A 17,945-nucleotide genomic window follows, 5' to 3' on the forward strand; every position below is an offset into this window, starting at 1 on the left:
CCGGAGAAATCCGGGGCTTTTTTGCTGCCTACTTGATGACCGGCGGCTGGCTGAGGTCGGGCTGCGCCGGCGCTGCCGGGGCGGGGGCTGCCGGCGGCTGGCCGGGCGTGCCGAGCGGCGGCAGGGTGAGGCCTGGGATCTGCGGCGATGCGCCGCCCGGAGCACCCATCGGCGGCAGACCGAGCTGGCCGCCGAAGCCGGGAACCTCGATCTTGATGGTGTTCGGATCGACCTGTGGACCCTTGTCCAGCCAGTAGGTGACGGACTGAGGCCAGAAGATGATGATCGCGACGAGGATCAGCTGCATGCCGACCCAAGGTATCGCGCCCATGTAAATGTCCTTCGTCTTCACGTCGCGGCTGGCGATCGAGCGCAGGTAGAAGAGCGCGAAACCGAAGGGCGGGTGCATGAAGCTCGTCTGCATGTTGACGCAGATCAGAACGCCGAACCAGATCAGGTCGATGCCGAGGCTGTGGGCGACGGGTGCCAGCATCGGGATGACGATGAAGGCGATCTCGAAGAAATCGAGGAAGAAGGCGAGGATGAAGATGAAGATGTTGACGAAGATCAGGAAGCCGACGGGACCGCCCGGGATGCCCGAGAGCATGTGCTCGATCCAGCGCGAGCCGTCCATGCCCTGGAAGACGAGGCTGAAGCAGGTCGAGCCGATCAGGATCATCACCACCATGGATGTAATGTGCATGGTCGAGGTCATCGCCTCGCGGATCAGCGGCCAGGTGAGGCGGCGGTGCAGGGCGGCAAGCGCGATGGCGCCGACGACGCCGAGTGCGCCGGCTTCGGTCGGGGTGGCGAGACCCATGAAGATGGTGCCGAGCACTAGGAAGATCAGCACGATCGAGGGGATCATACCCCAGAGGACTGTGGCGAGCAGCTTCCAGTCGAAATCGCCGCGCACTTCCTTCGGCAGCGGCGGCATCGACTTCGGATTGATGATCGACAGGATCAGGATATAGCCGACGAAGATCGCCACCTGCAGGATCGATGGACCGATGGCGCCGAGATACATGTCGCCGACGGAGCGGCCGAGCTGGTCGGCGAGAACGACGAGAACCAGCGACGGCGGGATGACCTGAGTGATCGTGCCGGAGGCGGCGATGACGCCGGTCGCAAGCCGCGGGCTGTAGCCGTAGCGCAGCATGATCGGCAGCGAGATGACGCCCATGGTGATGACCGAGGCAGCCACCGTTCCGGTGATGGCGCCGAGCACGGCGCCGACGAGGATAACGGCGTAGGCCAGGCCGCCGGGAATTGCGCCGAACAGCTTGCCGGTGCCCTCAAGCAGGTCTTCCGCCAATCCGCATCGCTCGAGCACGGCGCCCATCAGCGTAAAGAAGGGGATGGCGAGTAGCAGGTCGTTGGAGACGATGCCGAAGAAGCGCAGCGGCAGGGCCTGCAGGAACACTTCGCCAAAGTGGCCGGTCGCGATGCCGATCAGGCCGAAGAACAGTCCGACGGCTGCGAGCGAAAAGGCGACAGGGAAGCCATAGAGCATGAAGATGATCATGCCGACGAACATGGCGGGCGGAATAATACCGTAATCGAACACGTGCTTTCTCCCCCAGTCGTCTTATTGCAGCGGCTTTTCGTATTTCGTGTCGATCTGGATATCGCCGACGAGCGCCGCGATCCTCTTGATCAGCTCCGAAATGCCCTGAAGGGTGAGAAGCGCGAAACCGGCAAACAGCATGAACTTGACCGGCCAGCGGATCAGACCGCCAGCATTGGCCGAGACTTCGCCCTGCTGGAAGGAGTGCATGAAATAGGGCCAGCAGAGGATCGACAGGAAGATGCAGGCCGGGATCAGGAAGACGATCAGGCCGATTGCGTCGATCCAGAGCCGGGCGCGATCCGAGACCGATCCGTAGATCAGGTCGACGCGCACATGCTCGTTGTTGCGCAGCGTGTGAGCGGCGCCGAGCACGACGACATAGGCAAAGAGATACCACTGTATCTCGAGCCAGCCATTCGAGCTGTAATTGAAGGTATAGCGGACGATGGCATTGGCTGCGCTGATCAGGCAGCAGAAGAGCACCATGTAGTCTGCAATCTTACCGATAACTTGGCTGAATCGATCGATCAGCCGGCTGACACTCAGCAGAGCCGCCATTCCTCTCCCCATGTTTGCCTTTACGGCAAGTTCTCCTCGTTGAAATTTGTGTAAACGAAGGGTTTCTAAAATGAAAGATTAAATGGGCCGTCTAGGAGTTTAGTCGTAGGCCCGGCGCCCGGCGCCCGCATCCGGCCGTCCCGGCGGCGACAACCTATGAGCGGAATATCAGTCGAAAATAATACATCCCGCGGCTGCGTATAACGCGTCAATATTTTGGATTTCGTCTCAAAGTTTTAGAAAAACCGGCCAAATACATAGGGTTCATGCAATCAATTTTTAAAAGGTTCTGAGTATCTTGCCCGCGCACAGGGAAAATATGGATGAAGCCACATAACCCGAACAGGGTCCCTAAGGATGTGTATCTGTCATTCGTGAGTTCCCTCTTCGGGAACCGCATGACGCTCGTGGCCGGCGTTATCGTGCATGTCGTTGCCTTCGTTGCCGTCGCCGCCAAGGCGGATGCGCCGCTCTATTATCTCCTCGCTCTCGCCTTCCTGCTGACCTTCGTCGGCCGCATGCTGACCTTCCGCCAGTTCGACAAGGTGGAGAAGCAGTCGCTGACGCGCGCCGATATCGAGCGTTGGGAGACATTCTATGTGATCGGCGCAACCTCGACCGCGGCAATCCTCGGCATCGGCAGCGGTTATGCGATCTTCATTCTGCGCGATCCCTTCGCCGAGCTCGCCTGTATCGCGGTGACGATGGCATCAATGGTGTCGGTCGTCGGCCGCAATTACGGTTCGCAGCGGGCGATCGACCTGCAGACGCTTGCCTGCTGTCTGCCGATGATCGTCTGTAGCCTGATGGCGCTCGATTTCTATCGCGCCATTCTTTCGGCCTTCCTCATTCCCTTCGGCCTGACGACGCGGGCGATGGCCAATGGCGTTCGCGAATTCCTCTACGAGAATGTCATCGCCCACCGGCAGATTTCGCTGATCGCCGACCGTTTCGATACCGCGCTCAATAACATGCCGCATGGCCTCGTGATGGTGGACCCCGGCAACCGGATTCAGGTGATCAACCGCAAGGCCTGCGAGCTCCTGAAGATCGGCGACCCCGACAGGCTGAAGGATCGCGATCTCGGCGCGGTGCTGCGCTATGGTGCGCGCTACAGCTTCGTCGATGCCTCGCAGCCGGACCTGATCCTGCGCCAGCTGTCGCAGGTCGCCGAAGGCAGCATGTCGCGCGTGCTGATCCATCTGCCCGAGGACCTGTCGCTGGAGTTCTCCGCCAAGCGCCGTATCGATGGCGGGGCGGTGCTGATCTTCGAAGACGTCTCCAGCCGCGTGAAGGCCGAGCAGAAGATTCTCCATATGGTCCGCTTCGATGCGCTGAGCGGCCTGCCGAACCGTGAATATTTCGGCCAGCTCGTCCAAGACTATCTGAACCGTCATCCGCGCCGCAAAGGCCCGCTCGGCTTCATGGTCATCGACATCGACGAGTTCAAGCATGTCAACGACATGCGCGGTCATATCACCGGCGACAAGCTGCTCTGCGCCATTGCCGAACGGGTCAAGGAAAAGGCTGGAAGCGCGATCGTCGGGCGCCTGATGGGCGACCAGTTCGTGATCTTCTTCCCACATGCGAAGAACCGGGAAGCGCTGGAGGCGGAGATCCGCACCGTGCATGCCGACATCCAGGGCCATTACGAGGCCGATGAGGTGACGTTCCTGATCTCGCTCAGTGCCGGTTATGCCGTGCTCGAGGGCAATGCCTTCGCGATGGACGAGTGGAGTATCAAGGCGGACCTGGCGCTCTTCGAAAGCAAGTCGCGTGGACGCGGCGGCATTGCCGGTTTCGAGCGCGAAATGGATGGCCGCTATGTCGAGCAGCAGAAACTCAAGGCCGATCTTCGCGATGCCGTCGCCGCCGGTGCGCTGAACGCCGTCTACCAGCCGATGTATCGCGCCGATGGCTCGCGGATCGACTGTGCCGAGGCGTTGGCGCGCTGGGTGCACCCGGAGCGCGGCTCGATCCCGCCCGATGTCTTCATCCGGCTGGCCGAGGAGATGGGTATCATCTCCGACATCACCCGCTTCATCCTCGTGCAGGCCTGCAGCGACTGCATGACCTGGCCGGAGCATATTGCCGTTTCGGTCAACCTGTCGGCGCGCGACCTGCGCGACAACGATATCCTGTTGCTCGTCTCCGAGGCGCTCGCCAAGACCGGCCTGCCGGCCTCGCGCCTGCATCTTGAGATCACCGAGAGCTGCCTGATCGATGAGCCGGCCGCAGTGCGCACGATCCTTGCGGAACTGCGCTCGCGCGGCATCACCATTGCCATCGACGATTTCGGCACTGGCTTCTCCAGCCTCAGCTATCTCGACACGCTGCCGCTCGATATCGTCAAGATCGACCGTTCCTTCGTGCGCAACATCGCCCAGGATACGCGGCGGCTGAAGCTGCTGCGCGGCACGGTCAACCTTGCCCGCGAGCTTGGCCTGAAGATCGTCATCGAAGGCGTCGAGACGACGGATCAGCTGGCGATCATCAACAAGGAACGCAGCGCTGACCTCATCCAGGGCTATGTGTTCTCTCCGCCGGTACCCTCGCAGAACATCGGCATCCTCTCCGGAAATCTCCGCCCGGCATCGCGCCGCAAGGCCGGAGCCGCCTGAACCCCACCACCTGATCGGTATTTTTCTCGGCGCCTTTTCCGGGCGCCATTAACCTTATTGATTCAAATGTGATTAAGATTGTTTGCAATTATTGCGCGAGAAGAAACCGTATGCTTAATAGTCCGTTAACAAACGGTGGGCGTGATGGCGGACGGGTTTTCGACAGTCAGCGATTTCAGCATGAAGCTCATGGAGGTTCTCGATCACGTCGAATACCGGCGTATCGAGAGCACCGAGGACATGGAGGATGTCGAGCGTCTGCGCTTCCGCGCCTATAAGGCGCGCGAGGTTCTGCCTGTCGCCGCCAAGACCCTGATCGACGATGTCGACTTCGACAGCCAGGCCTATGTCTTCGGCCTCTACTACTATGAAGAGCTTGTCAGCACGATCCGCATCCACCATGTGACGCCCGATCATCGGGTCTCGCAGTCGGGCGGGATCTTTCCCGCCGAGATGGATGCCTTTCTCGATGCGGGGATGACGCTGATCGATCCGGCGCGGTTCGCCGCCGATCCGCAGGCGGCGGCCGAGCTTCCCTGGCTTCCCTATCTGACGCTGCGGCCGAACATCGTCGCGGCTGCGCATTTCCGGGCTGACCGGGTGCTGCAGCACGTCCGTCCGGCGCACGCGGCTTTCTACAAGCGCGTCTTCTATGCCGATACGGTCGTCGCCTCGCGCATGACCGAGATGTACGGCTTCGACCTGACGCTGATGGCGACCAATGTGCTGGAGGTCGGGCGCAAGCTGCTGACCCGCTATCCGTTCTTCATTTCAAGCGCCAGCGAGCAGCGGATGATGTATGGCAGGGCGCCGGGCAAGGGCGCTCCGGCGCTAACGATCGTGCCGACGGCGCGTTTCGTTCCGGATGGGCAATTGGGCACCGATCTGCCGCTCTAATTGCGTGTCGCAAGAAAGCCTTTGGCCGTACTGCATGCGGCATTCTCATGCATTGCGCTTTCTCAAAGCTTTGTGTAAGCCCTGAACAGGGATTGTTCCGCCGCAAGTGCTGCGGAATCATGGCATTCAGGCGGTCTGCCGCACTGTGCGGGCCGGGCATTTGAGGGAGACGAAATTCATGGCCGAACATCACACCGGACCCGCCGAAGTTGGCGCACCGATGGACTACAAGGAACATGAGTCCACTTACAACCTGTTCATCGCTGGCGCGAAATACGGCACGATGTTCCTCGTTGCCCTGCTGCTCGGCATGACGGCTGGTTTCTTCACCGGTGGCGGCCTGCTCGGCGGCATCCTGGTTTTCCTCATCATTCTCGTTGCCGGTATCGTCCTGCTGCGTTGATCGCGGCAGGGGGAGGGCATTCCCAGAACGTAAGCTGACGCTTGGGCCATAAGCGGGGAGACCCGCGGCGGTCTGGCTGACCCGGAGGAGGGGGCAGTTGGGCAATATCGTTTTCGTCGCAAAGGAAGCGGCGGACTTGGAAACGCGCGTATCCGCGTCTGCCGAGACCGTCAAGAAGATGAAGAACCTCGGTTTCGACGTCGTCGTCGAGGCTGGGGCCGGCGCGTTGTCCCGCATCCCTGACAGGGAGTTCGAAGCGGCGGGTGCGCGGATCGGAACGATTGCCGATGCGGCGACGGCCGATGTCGTGCTCAAGGTGCGGCGTCCGGCGGAAGCCGAGATTGCCGGCTACAAAAGCGGTGCCGTGGTCATCGCCATCATGGATCCCTACGGCAACGACGAAGCGATCGCCGGCATGGCGAAGGCCGGGCTCTCGACCTTCGCGATGGAACTGATGCCGCGCATCACCCGCGCCCAGTCGATGGACGTTCTCTCCTCACAGGCCAATCTTGCCGGTTACCAGGCGGTCATCGAGGCGGCTGCGGTCTATGACCGGGCCATGCCGATGATGATGACGGCGGCTGGCACGGTGCCTGCGGCCAAGGTCTTTGTCATGGGCGCCGGTGTCGCCGGTCTGCAGGCGATCGCCACCGCACGCCGTCTCGGGGCTGCGGTTTCTGCAACCGACGTTCGCCCGGCTGCCAAGGAACAGGTTGCGTCGCTTGGCGCCAAGTTCATCGCCGTCGAGGATGAAGAGTTCAAGGCAGCGGAAACGGGCGGCGGCTACGCCAAGGAAATGTCCAAGGAGTATCAGGCGAAGCAGGCGGCGCTGGTTGCCGAGCATATCGCCAAGCAGGACATCGTCATCACCACCGCTCTCATCCCTGGCCGTCCTGCACCGCGCCTCGTTTCGCGCGAGATGCTGACCTCGATGAAGCCGGGCGCCGTTGCCGTCGATCTCGCGGTCGAGCGCGGCGGCAACATCGAAGGTGTCGTGGCCGGTGAGGTCGCCGAGGTCGAGGGCGTCAAGGTCATCGGCTTTGCCAATATGGCCGGCCGCGTCGCGGCCAGCGCCTCGGCTCTCTATGCCAAGAACCTCGTCACTTTCCTGGAGACCATGGTCAACAAGGACACCAGGACTGTCGTCATCAACCTCGAAGACGAGCTGATCAAGGCGACGATGCTGACCTATGCAGGTGACGTCGTGCATCCGGCATTTGGTGGTGCGAAGAAGGGGGACAACTGATGGCTGGCGAACAAATGGACAAGGCGCTGCAGCAGCTGAACGACGCCGTAACGGCAGTCGCGACCGCCGCCGCCCATGCGCCTGAAGCGGCAAGCGCCGCAACGGGCGGAATGATCGATCCTTTCGTCTTCCAGCTGGCGATCTTCGTGCTGGCGATCTTCGTCGGCTATTACGTCGTCTGGTCGGTAACGCCGGCGCTGCATACGCCGCTGATGGCGGTTACCAATGCCATCTCCTCGGTCATCGTCGTCGGCGCGCTGCTTGCGGTCGGCATTTCGGCCAGCGGCCTTGCGACCGGCTTCGGCTTCGTGGCGCTGGTCCTCGTCTCGGTCAACATCTTCGGCGGCTTCCTCGTCACGCAGCGCATGCTGGCGATGTACCGCAAGAAGGACAAGTGAGGCCGGGCGCATGACCAATATCGCAGCTTTTCTCTATCTGGTCTCCGGCGTCCTCTTCATCCTGGCGCTTCGCGGCCTCTCGCATCCGGCCACCAGCCGCAAGGGCAATCTCTACGGCATGATCGGCATGGGGATCGCCATCCTCACGACGCTGGTGCTGGCAACGCCGTCCTTCATCGGCTTCGTACTGATCGTTCTTGGCCTCGCGATCGGCGGCGGCGCAGGCGCCTATATCGCCCGCGTCATCCCGATGACCTCGATGCCGCAGCTCGTCGCCGGCTTCCACTCGCTGGTCGGCCTTGCCGCGGTGCTTGTTGCGGCCTCGGCGCTCTATACGCCGCTCTCCTTCGGCATTGGCGATATCGGCTCGATCCATACGGAAGCCCGTGTCGAAATGGCGATCGGTGCGGCGATCGGCGCGCTGACCTTCACAGGCTCGATCATCGCGTTCCTGAAGCTCGACGGGCGCATGTCCGGCAAGCCGATCATGCTGCCCTTCCGGCACATCATCAATATCGCGCTGCTCGTGCTGATCGTCCTGTTCATCATCGGCCTGGCCGTGACGGAGAGCCACTTCGATTTCTGGGCGATCATCGTGCTGGCGCTGGCGCTCGGCGTTCTGCTGATCGTGCCGATCGGCGGCGCCGATATGCCCGTCGTCGTATCGATGCTGAATTCCTATTCCGGTTGGGCGGCAGCCGGTATCGGCTTCACGCTCGGCAATCTGGCGCTGATCATCACCGGCGCGCTGGTGGGCTCCTCGGGCGCGATTCTGTCCTACATCATGTGCAAGGGCATGAACCGCTCCTTCATCTCGGTCATTCTCGGCGGCTTCGGCGGCGAGGTGTCGGGTGGGGCTGCCGACAATTCCGACAAGACGGTCAAGCTCGGCTCGGCCGAGGACGCCGCCTATCTGATGGCCAATGCCTCCAAGGTGATCATCGTGCCGGGCTACGGCATGGCCGTCGCCCAGGCGCAGCATGCGCTTCGCGAACTCGCGGACAATCTCAAGAAGGCCGGCGTCGAGGTCAAATACGCGATCCATCCGGTCGCCGGCCGCATGCCGGGCCATATGAACGTGCTGCTCGCCGAAGCGAATGTTCCATATGACGAGGTCTTCGAGCTCGAGGACATCAATTCGGAATTCGCGCAGGCCGACGTTGCCTATGTCATCGGCGCCAATGACGTCACCAACCCGGCCGCCCGCGACGACAAGACCTCGCCGATCTACGGCATGCCAATCCTCGATGTCGACAAGGCGAAGACCTGCATCTTCGTCAAGCGCTCGCTCGGCTCGGGTTACGCCGGTATCGACAATACGCTGTTCTACAAGGACGGCACGATGATGCTGCTCGGCGATGCCAAGAAGGTCACGGAAGAGATCAACAAGTCGATCGGCCACTGACGCCGCCCGTATCAATAATGCCGAATACGAAAAGGCCCGCCGGAGAGCGGGCCTTTTCCATTGCCGCCGGACCCTCTCAGGTCGCGGCGGGCGCCAGCGTCATCTTCTCCACGCCAACCGCCAGATTGAGGCCTTCCTGGGCCTGGACGTTCAGCGGTTGCAGCATGAAGGATTGGTTGGTGCCACCGGCAATCACCTTGGCGCCTGCACCTGCACCGAGGCTAGCATCGGCGCCGACGCCGTAATATTCGCCGGCCAGCGCAAATTGCGGGAAGTCGGTGCCGGTCTTGGCGAGCACCTGCCAGATCATCACGCTCTTGCCGGTCTCGCCGATATCGATACCGAATTTCTCGATCTTGCCGGCATAGACGGCCTTGATGCCGCCGGAGGCCGGGGTGTAGGTGCAGATCAGGTTCTTCTCGGACTTGATGATGAGCCCCTGGCCGCCGTCCGATCCGCAGACCAGCCGGCCGAGAGTGACATAGTCCGCAGCTGCCGCCGGTGTGGCGCAGGCTGCAGCGGTCAGCGCGGCGGCTGCGATCATCGTGTGCTTGAACATGGTCCTTCTCCTTTGAATGACCTGTTCGAAACGGGCGATGCTTTTGATTGTTCCCTTTGCCGGCTAGTCGCGGGCAAGCGTGCTGCGCGGCGCGGTCAGCACCCAGAGAAGGCCTTCCGGCAGATAATCGACCTGCACCGTGCCGCGGAATGCGGCGGCGGCATGGGTCTTGATCACGGTCGTGCCGAAGCCCGAACGGTCGGGGCTCCTGACCTCCGGCCCCTGCGACTCGCGCCAGACGAAACGCAGCATCGGTTCGGTCTGGCCTTCTTCCTCGGCATCTTCCCAGGAGAGCGCCACCCGTCCCTCGGGAACGGAGAACGCGCCGTATTTCACCGAGTTGGTGGCAAGCTCATGCAGAGTCAGGCCGAGGTTCTGAACCGCTTCCGGCTTCAGCATGAAATCCTTGCCCGAAATCTCGATCTGATCGACAGCCTGCGGGAAGGCATCGAGATGGATGTCGATGACGCGGCGCAGTGAGGCTCCTGCCCATTGCTCGCTGGTCAGGAGCTCGATCGAGCGGATGAGGCCATCGAGGCGCTCGGCGACGGCCGCCTGGAAACCTTCGACGCTGTCTGCCTGCTTGGCGAGCTGGCGCATCATCGCCTGCGCCAGCGTCAGCAGGTTCTTGGTGCGGTGGACGAGCTCGTGCATGACGAAATGCAGCCGGTCTTCGGTCTGGCTGCGGTCGAAGGAGGCATTAGACAGCGCCACCGCCACCTGGTTCGCCTCAATGACGCTGGTGTCGATGGGGGCGACGATATGGCCTTCTCCCATGCGGTTTGCCATCTCGGCGATATCGCGGATCGTCGTGCGCACTTGGCGGGCGACGGCATAGGCGGCGAAAACCGCGACGGCGAGGAGCGCGATGCCGCCGATGATCAGGAAGCGCCAGGTCGTCAGGATCGAGGCCTGCGCCGTCGAGATCGGTCCCCAGATGACCGTCTTCCACGACCAGCCGGGGATCTGCGCGTAGCCGAGCAGTTGGTCCGGCAGGATTGCCGTGTCCTCGAAGACGCCGCGCGAGGCGATCAGCGACGGCAGGATACGGGAATCGAAGGCGGTGCCGGGCGCAATCGCAAACGGGCCGCTGGAAGCGACCACATGGCCCGACTGGTCGATGACAGCGGCGGACCAGCCGGGTGCGAGACCTTCCGGCTGCAGGATCTTGGCGAGGTCGCTGGCATTCTGGGTGATGATCAGCGCGGCCGTCTTGCCGATATCGACGGGCATCGTGACGTTATAGACCCACTCGTTGCTGACCGACCCCTTGAAGACGTTGGATGCCTCGATGCGGCCGCTGTCGAGGGCATATTTCAGCGCCGTCAGGTTGCTCATCTTGCCGAGCTGGGTGCCGAAATCGCGGCGGGTGTTCAGAAACTGCTGGCCTTCCTTGTCAGTGGCGATGACGAAGAGCGTATCGCCGCGCAAGGCCGTCTCGGTGCGGGCGTGGAAGGAGGCGTAGTCCTCGTGCTCGAGTTCCGGCGAGGTGGCGAGCAGGCGCAGGGTCGTCGCCATGTCCTGCAGCTGCCGGTCGACGGATCGGGAAAGGGCGAGCGCATCCTGCGCCGTCTCGCGGCGCAGCGTATCGCGCTGATTGTCTTCCAGCTGAAGCAGAAGAAGGGTCACGAAGGCGAAGATCGGAACGGCGATCGCAACCGCCATGGCAACCAGATAGGTACCGATCGAGGCCTTGGGAAACATGCGGGAACGCAGGCTCATTGGCAGGGTCTTCCCGGATACCGGGCGGCAAGGCACGCGAAATTCTTGCCAACAGTTACGAAAGCAGAAAACTGCATTGCCGCCATTGCCCTCAACGCGTCCTGATTCCCGATAGCCTGCTATCGATGCGCCGTCATGTTAGGGGGTGGGGGAAGGGGTTGCAACATACTAAATGCACGCAGGCGCTCTGTCGGATTCCGTACACAGGCTCAGCTGAACCGGGTAAGCCGGAAAGGCTCCAGCATGGCGTCGCTTTCTCCGGAAAGGATTTCCTTTGACGCGAGCAGACCGGCGATTGGCGCCAGCGTCACGCCGGAATGCATGACGGCGATGTAGAGGCCGTCAACGCCGCCATTGCCGATGATCGGGAAGCCATCCTTCGGTGTCGGCCGGTAGCCGACGGTGAAGAAGTCCATCGACAGCCTGTCGCTCTCGGCAAGGTTGGCCTTTACCTTGGCAAACAGCACTGCCGCTGTGACCCGATGATCTTCGCCGGGATCGCTGCCACCGAAATCGCTTCCGGCAATGATGCGGCCGTCTGCGGTCTGGCGCATGTGAAGTTCCATCGCAATCACCAGGCCGTTCAGGCGCTTTTCGAAAGGACGGGAATGGATGATCAGCCCGGCCGGTGCTTCGAGCGGCAGAGTGACGCCGGCAGAGGCGGCAATCGGAACCGATCCTGCGCCAGCCGCAAGCACCACATGGTCAGCCTCGAAAATCCCTTCGGAGGTGACGACGCCGGTAATCCGCTCACCACTGCGCAGCAATCCGCGCACCGCGGCAGTGACGAACTTGGCGCCGCGGGCTTCGGCATAGGCGAGCATCAACCGGGCGGCAGCCACCGGTTCGACGGCGCCTTCTTCGGCTGCATCGAGGGCAAAATCGGGGATTTGTGTCAGGAAGGGTTCGCGGGCGGCGATATCGGTCTTGCCGATGCGGCGGATGTCATAGCCCCAGCTCGCATGCTCTCTCTGGTAGGCGAGCAATTCAGCTTCCGGCAGATCCCAGCAGATGCCGCCGCACCAGGAAAGCGGCAGGCCGGGCAGTTGCGCGGCCAGACGTTTCCACTCGGCCATCGAGCGGCGGCGGAAGCGGAAATAGAATTCGGGATTGCCCCAGCTGGCATTGATCCAGGCAAAGGAATTGGGTGTCGCAACGCCGCCGGTATCTTCGGCGATCACAGTGACATCGGCGCCATCGCGGGTCAGGTGCCAGGCGATGGAGGCGCCGATGATACCGGCACCGGCGACGATCACACGTTGTTTCGCCGCCATGGTGCCGTCTCCGATGCTTCAGGATCAGCCGTTGCTGGGTGCGCCGAGTCGAGCCATGCCGTCGCGGGCCGGCTGGTACTTCGGGTCGAGGCCGACAGCGTGGCGATAGGAGCGCATCGCCTTGTCCTTGTCGCCGCGGCGCTCGTAGACCAGCGCCTGGTTGGCCCAGGACTCGGCGACATTGCCGTTGAGCTCGATCGCGTGGTTGAAATCGGCGAAGGCGTTGTCGTCGTCGTTCAGCGCGATATAGGAAATGCCGCGGCCGTTATAGGGCTCGGGCGAATTCGGAGAGAGCGAGATCGCCTTCGAGAAGTCGTCGATCGCCTTGTCCTGCTGATTGCGCTTCTGGAAGATTAGGCCGCGATTGTGATAGGCGCGTCCGTCGGTCGTTCCGAGCTGGATCGCCTTGGAGAAGTCGTTGAAGGCTGCGTCGTCCTGACCAGCCTGACGGTAAACGTTACCGCGGCCGATATAAGCGACGTCGTAGTTCGGGTTGATCTGCAGGGCAGCGTTATAGTCGCCGATCGCCTGCTGCTGCTGACCCATATTGCGGTAGACCAGCGCGCGGTTGGCATAGGCCTGGTAGAAGCGTGGGTTGATCTGCAGCGCGGTGTTGAAGTCGTTCAGCGCAGCCTTGAACTGGCCGGCGCGGCCATAGGCGGAGCCACGAACGTTGTAGCCTTCGGGATCGCGCGGATTGGCGTTGATCACCGAGGTCAGCGAGGCGATGTTCCCTTCCGAGCCCTGGGCCTTGTCGATGCGGATCACGGCATCGGAGGTGTTGTCGGTCTGGCAACCTGCGAGACCGGCCGCGGCAAGAACCGCGAGCATCGGCAGCAGCCGCGCCTTGGGCGCGCGCAAGGACCGGGACGAAGAGAACAAGAAATCAGCCATTCGTGCGCTTTCCCCATGCGTCATATCCGCGGCAGCCGGATATGCGATCTTTCAGCGGCAAAAATTAAAAAGGCGGCGGCGACACCAATCGCCCCCGCCAACATGCATCTGAAAACGTCGAAATAACGACGGCAACGCCTTAGCGTGCAACCAGACCTTCGCGCTGTGCCCGCTTGCGAGCCAGCTTGCGAACGCGGCGAACGGCTTCAGCCTTTTCGCGAGCGCGCTTCTGCGACGGCTTCTCGTAATAGTCGCGCATCTTCATTTCGCGGAAAATACCTTCGCGCTGCATCTTCTTCTTGAGAGCGCGGAGAGCCTGGTCAACATTGTTATCGCGGACGAGTACCTGCACGAGAATCACGTTCCTTTGGTTTTGGTTGCGCCATGAGGCGACACGGCGCCAGAGGCAAAAACATAACGTTCGCGCGGCGAGAGCCTTGCGATTGGTGATGCGGGATAGCAGATCGGATTGGTGAAGTCCAGCCGGGATAGCGGCTTTCACGGAAAAAATGGGGATTGGCGCCGACGTTGCAAGACCGAGACCCATCCATACGGGCGAATGGTCTTTCCCCGGAAAGAATCGTAGATTTGCGGCTCAAGCTCAAGGGCGCTGCATGTTCATGACGCGTACGCAGCAAATCGGCGTGTTCATCGGTCTGTTGATCGTTGCGGCGCTGACCGCCGTTCGGGCGAGCGATCCGCCGCTGCTGCAGCAGGCGCGGGATGTCACTTTCGACGAGTATCAGCGGATTGCGCCGCGGCCCTTCGAGCCGGTGCCGGTTCATGTCATCGATATCGACGAGGCATCGCTGAAGGAATTCGGCCAGTGGCCCTGGCCGCGCGACCGGCTGGCGCTACTTGTCCAGCGGCTCTCGGACCTGGGTGCGGCGGCGATCGCCTTCGACATGCTGTTTGCCGAGCCGGACCGGCTGTCGCCGCGCTCGCTGGCCGCGGGGATCGAGGGGATCGCGCCTGACGTCATCGCCAGGCTCCCCGATAACGATCAGATCTTTGCCGATGCGATTGCCGGCAAGCCCGTGGTGCTGGGCTTTGGTCTTTCCAACGAGGGCGATTACCGGCCACCGGTCAAGGCGGGCTTTGCCTTCACGGGCGAGGATCCGGCCTCGGCCCTGCCGCATCTCTCCGCCGCGACGCCATTGCGGCCGGGTTTGGCTGAGAATGCCGCGGGGATCGGGCATATCAGCCTCAATCCCGGCAATCCCTCGCCCGTGGTACGCGCGGTTCCGCTCTTCGTCAGCGACGGCAATCAGTTCTATCCCAATCTTGCGATGGAGGCGCTGCGCGTCGCGCAGGGGGCGTCGACCTATGTGCTTGCCGGCGCGCCTGGAATTGCGGGTGTCATGACCTCGGCCAAGATCGGCGATTTCGTTGTCCCCGTCACCTCTGCCGGTGAGCTCTGGCTTTATGTGACGCCCGATCGGGCCGAGCGCTATATCTCCGCCCGGCTGATCCTCGGAGCGGCCGATCCGCCGCCTGCAGTCGCCGAGGCGATCAATGGCAGCATCATCTTCATCGGTACTTCGGCCGCGGGACTTCAGGATATCCGCACCACGGCGCTCGGCGAAAACGTGCCGGGTGTGTCGCTGCATGCGCAGACGGCCGAGCAGATCCTGTCCGGTCACTTCCTGTCACGGCCGGATTGGGCCGATGGGCTGGAGATCCTGTCGATCGCTGTGCTCGGCACGCTGCTGGTCTTCGTCACCACCTTCGTCAGCCCGGCCGTCGCGCTCGTCTGCGGTCTGGCGATCACGGCGCTGGCGCTTGCGGCCTCGTGGTTCTGCTTCTCGGCGCTCGGCCTGCTCTTCGATCCGCTGGCGCCGATCGTCGGCGGCTCGATCACCCATTTCGCCGCGACCTCCTTCCGCATCCTGGTCATCGATCGCGAGCGGCGCGAGGTGCGGCGTGCCTTCGGTCATTACCTCTCGCCGTCGCTACTCTACCGGATCGAGCATAACCGCGATGCGCTGCGGCTCGGCGGCGATGATCGTGAGCTCACCGTGATGTTCGTCGACGTCCGGCATTTCACGGCGATCAGCGAGCGGCTGGCGCCGACCGCCGTCGTCGGCTTCCTCAACACGCTGCTCGATGCATTGAGCCGCCATGTGATCGAGAATGAAGGCACGCTCGACAAGTTCATCGGCGACTCGATCATGGCGTTCTGGAATGCGCCGGTTGATGTCGCCGATCATGAGGCCAAGGCGGTGCGCGCGGCGCTGGCGATGCGCGAGACGCTGGAGCGGCTGAACGCGACGGATGCCTTCGGTTTCGGCACCGACAATCCGGTCGGGATCGGCATCGGCATCCACACCGGCATTGCCTGCGTCGGCAATATGGGGGCGGAAACGCGCTTCAATTACTCTGCCGTTGGGGATGCCGTGAATGTCGCGGCACGCATCGAATCCTCCTGCAAGGAGGTCGGCTTCGATATTCTGATCTCCGAGGAGACCGCGCGGCGCCAGCCGGAGATCGCCCTGCTCGAAGCCGGGGCCGTGGGGCTGAAGGGCAAGAGTACGCGTACCGAGCTCTTCGCCGTCGTCGGCGATGCCGAACTTGCCGCCTCGGCGGAATTTGAGGAATTGCGCAGCTTGCACAGTGAATTGCTGGCGGCACTGCGTATCCGCTCGTCGAAGCTCCGGCGGCTTGCAAGCGCGGTGCGTCTGCGGGCCAAGATCGTCTCGCCGCAATTGCCGGATTTCTATCGCAAGCTGGCGCGGCGCACCGATCACTTCCGCCACGCGGATACGGAGGCGGATGAGCAGCCTCGGGCGGCGACCTAGCGGTTGTTGCTCCAGCCGCGGCCCTTGCCGCCCCAGCCGCCGCGATCCCTGTCATTGCCCCGGTCGCCGTCGCGATCGCCTCTTCCGTGGTCATCGTCGCCGCGGTCGTGATTGCCGTGGTGATCGCGGTCGGGCCTATCCGGTCTGTCGGGTCTGTCCGGCCGGTCAGGCTTGTGCGGCTTGTCGGGCTTATGAGGCTTGTGCGGCTTATCCGGCTTGTGCGGTTTCGGTGGCTTTTCCGGGGGCGGAGGTGGTGGTGGCGCGACGCGGGGCGCCGGGGCGACCGGATCGCGCTGGTCGCGGAGGGCCGCGGTCATGCCGCAGCTCGTTCCCATCATTCCGGAAAGACGCTGGTTGCCGGAGAGAAAGGGCAGGGCGCGTGCTGTGCCCAGGGTGTCGAGCACGTTGCGGTCGACAGGCCTTACATCCGTCATTGCACCATTGCGCTTGGCGACCACGCAGTCGCAGCGCTGTGTCAGCTGGCGGCAGCCGCCGGGACCGCAGAATTGCGCGGCGCCATTCAGCAGCACCACCGCCGTCGTGCCGTCGGGGCCGACATAGAAGTCGAAGGCGGTACCGCGCACGCCGATCGTGCCTGCCGGTGTCAAGATCTGGTAGGCCGACGATTTCGAGCTGCCGCTGATCCAGCGGAAGGTGCCTTGGCGGCCTTGATGCTGAGGCGTTTCACGGAATCGGAATCGTCGAAGACGTAGCGATCGATGACCACCGACGAACCCCAGCCGACGGCAAGCTTGGTGCCGTCGCGGAAAACGAACTGGCCGAGGCCGGATTGCGAGGTGCGGATGCGCTCGTCGCGATAGACGGAGGAGCTGACGATGAGGGGGCCCTGCTCGCCGGTGACTTCCGTCTTGATCTGCACAGCTTCGCCGACAGGCTCCGCAGCGGCGGCCGTCCAGGCATTGAGCAACAACAGACCGAGCGCCACGACGATGGCGCAACGCAAACGCAACATGAAATACCCCTCACACATATGGATATTAGCATGTGCGGCATTGACGGGTCTGCCTGCCCTCTTGGGCTAACCCTGTCTGGAAAGGCAGTAGACCGAGGCGGGCGGCAGGTTCAGCTGGACGCGGCCGAGCCTGCGCGCCTGCAGCCCGAGCGAGCGCAGAACGGGGGCCGGGACCGAGCATCGCTGGCCGTAGGTGAACTGATAGAAGCGGCCGCCTCGCGGCATCAGCGAGAAGGCGCCGGAGACGATTGCATGGATCGTCTCTTCGCTCATGTTGCGCAGCGGCAGGCCGCTGACGACGGCTGCGAAATCCTCGCGGTCCAGCTGATGCAGCCGCCGGGCGTCGTGCTGCAGGACGGTTGCCTGCGGAAAGCGGCGGCGCAGCAAATTGACGAAGCTGGTCTCGACCTCGACCAGCGTGAGATTTCTTGGCGACATGCCGCGGGCGATCAGGGCCCCGGTGAAGATGCCTGTTCCCGGCCCGAGCTCGAGGACGGGACCTGCCGCGGGATTGATCTCCGAGGTCATCAGACGCGCGAGGCCGGAGCCCGATGGCGCGATCGCTCCGACGGTTTTCGGCGCCGCGAACAGCGTCTTCAGAAAGGTTGCAAGGAAGGTTTTGGTCAT

15 protein-coding genes and 1 pseudogene are annotated in these 17,945 nt (G+C 62.8%); 7 read left to right on the forward strand and 9 right to left on the reverse strand.

The genetic code is table 11. The features are described 5' to 3' along the window. Positions 1–28: 28 nt before the first annotated feature. The gene (locus F2982_RS12330; protein WP_112719735.1) at positions 29–1,567 is read right to left on the reverse strand and encodes a TRAP transporter large permease subunit; all 1,539 of its coding nucleotides are present in this window, start codon (positions 1,565–1,567) and stop codon (positions 29–31) included. A 21-nt stretch (positions 1,568–1,588) separates the two neighbouring features. Then, entirely contained in the window at positions 1,589–2,128 is a 540-nt protein-coding gene (locus F2982_RS12335; protein ID WP_112719734.1) for a TRAP transporter small permease subunit, read from the reverse strand. A 323-nt stretch (positions 2,129–2,451) separates the two neighbouring features. On the opposite strand from F2982_RS12335, the gene F2982_RS12340 reads away from it, so the two are divergent. The 6 genes from F2982_RS12340 to F2982_RS12365 all read left to right on the forward strand — a co-directional run bounded on the left by F2982_RS12340 (position 2,452) and on the right by F2982_RS12365 (position 9,098). Beyond that, positions 2,452–4,749, forward strand: coding sequence for an EAL domain-containing protein (locus tag F2982_RS12340; RefSeq protein ID WP_203427996.1), 2,298 nt, complete (start codon positions 2,452–2,454; stop codon positions 4,747–4,749). A 144-nt stretch (positions 4,750–4,893) separates the two neighbouring features. Then, positions 4,894–5,646 carry a hypothetical protein gene (locus F2982_RS12345; RefSeq protein ID WP_112719844.1) on the forward strand — a complete coding sequence of 251 codons (753 nt, stop codon included), beginning with the start codon at positions 4,894–4,896 and terminating at the stop codon, positions 5,644–5,646. Positions 5,647–5,824: 178 nt separating this feature from the next. After that, positions 5,825–6,049, forward strand: a complete 225-nt coding sequence (locus F2982_RS12350; protein WP_112719732.1) for an aa3-type cytochrome c oxidase subunit IV — start codon at positions 5,825–5,827, stop codon at positions 6,047–6,049. A 97-nt stretch (positions 6,050–6,146) separates the two neighbouring features. Next, positions 6,147–7,295: a Re/Si-specific NAD(P)(+) transhydrogenase subunit alpha gene (locus F2982_RS12355; RefSeq protein ID WP_203427997.1), complete on the forward strand. Its 1,149-nt coding sequence runs from the start codon at positions 6,147–6,149 to the stop codon at positions 7,293–7,295. Further along, positions 7,295–7,693 (forward strand): proton-translocating transhydrogenase family protein, encoded by a 399-nt coding sequence (locus tag F2982_RS12360; protein WP_112719730.1) that lies wholly within the window; start codon positions 7,295–7,297, stop codon positions 7,691–7,693. The genes F2982_RS12355 and F2982_RS12360 overlap by 1 nt, the downstream gene beginning before the upstream one ends. A 10-nt stretch (positions 7,694–7,703) precedes the next feature. After that, on the forward strand, positions 7,704–9,098 hold the full coding sequence (locus F2982_RS12365; RefSeq protein ID WP_203427998.1) for an NAD(P)(+) transhydrogenase (Re/Si-specific) subunit beta: 1,395 nt from the start codon (positions 7,704–7,706) through the stop codon (positions 9,096–9,098). 76 nt (positions 9,099–9,174) lie between these two features. On the opposite strand, the gene F2982_RS12370 is transcribed toward F2982_RS12365, so the two are convergent. From F2982_RS12370 to rpsU, 5 genes are all read right to left on the reverse strand, one after another. Then, positions 9,175–9,657: a DUF992 domain-containing protein gene (locus tag F2982_RS12370; protein ID WP_203427999.1), complete on the reverse strand. Its 483-nt coding sequence runs from the start codon at positions 9,655–9,657 to the stop codon at positions 9,175–9,177. 63 nt (positions 9,658–9,720) lie between these two features. Further along, complete coding sequence (locus F2982_RS12375) at positions 9,721–11,379, reverse strand: sensor histidine kinase (protein ID WP_203428000.1); 1,659 nt, start codon at positions 11,377–11,379, stop codon at positions 9,721–9,723. 209 nt (positions 11,380–11,588) lie between these two features. Then, a complete protein-coding gene (locus tag F2982_RS12380; protein ID WP_203428001.1) occupies positions 11,589–12,653 on the reverse strand; it encodes an FAD-dependent oxidoreductase in 1,065 nt (354 codons plus the stop codon). A gap of 24 nt (positions 12,654–12,677) precedes the next feature. Then, positions 12,678–13,547 (reverse strand): tetratricopeptide repeat protein, encoded by an 870-nt coding sequence (locus F2982_RS12385; RefSeq protein ID WP_112719725.1) that lies wholly within the window; start codon positions 13,545–13,547, stop codon positions 12,678–12,680. Positions 13,548–13,686: 139 nt separating this feature from the next. After that, positions 13,687–13,899 carry a 30S ribosomal protein S21 gene (gene rpsU / locus F2982_RS12390; RefSeq protein ID WP_003585885.1) on the reverse strand — a complete coding sequence of 71 codons (213 nt, stop codon included), beginning with the start codon at positions 13,897–13,899 and terminating at the stop codon, positions 13,687–13,689. 268 nt (positions 13,900–14,167) lie between these two features. Between rpsU and F2982_RS12395 the strand changes: the two genes are divergently transcribed. After that, positions 14,168–16,345, forward strand: coding sequence for an adenylate/guanylate cyclase domain-containing protein (locus F2982_RS12395; protein ID WP_203430059.1), 2,178 nt, complete (start codon positions 14,168–14,170; stop codon positions 16,343–16,345). Here F2982_RS12395 and F2982_RS12400 read toward each other — a convergent pair. Both F2982_RS12400 and F2982_RS12405 read right to left on the reverse strand, forming a co-directional pair. Continuing rightward, positions 16,342–17,318 (reverse strand): annotated as a pseudogene (locus tag F2982_RS12400) (FecR domain-containing protein). The gene F2982_RS12395 and the pseudogene F2982_RS12400 overlap by 4 nt on opposite strands. Before the next feature lie 66 nt (positions 17,319–17,384). After that, positions 17,385–17,945, reverse strand: coding sequence for a methyltransferase domain-containing protein (locus F2982_RS12405; RefSeq protein WP_203428002.1), 561 nt, complete (start codon positions 17,943–17,945; stop codon positions 17,385–17,387).

The sequence above is a fragment of the Rhizobium sp. BG4 genome, from assembly GCF_016864575.1.
Taxonomy (GTDB): domain Bacteria; phylum Pseudomonadota; class Alphaproteobacteria; order Rhizobiales; family Rhizobiaceae; genus Rhizobium.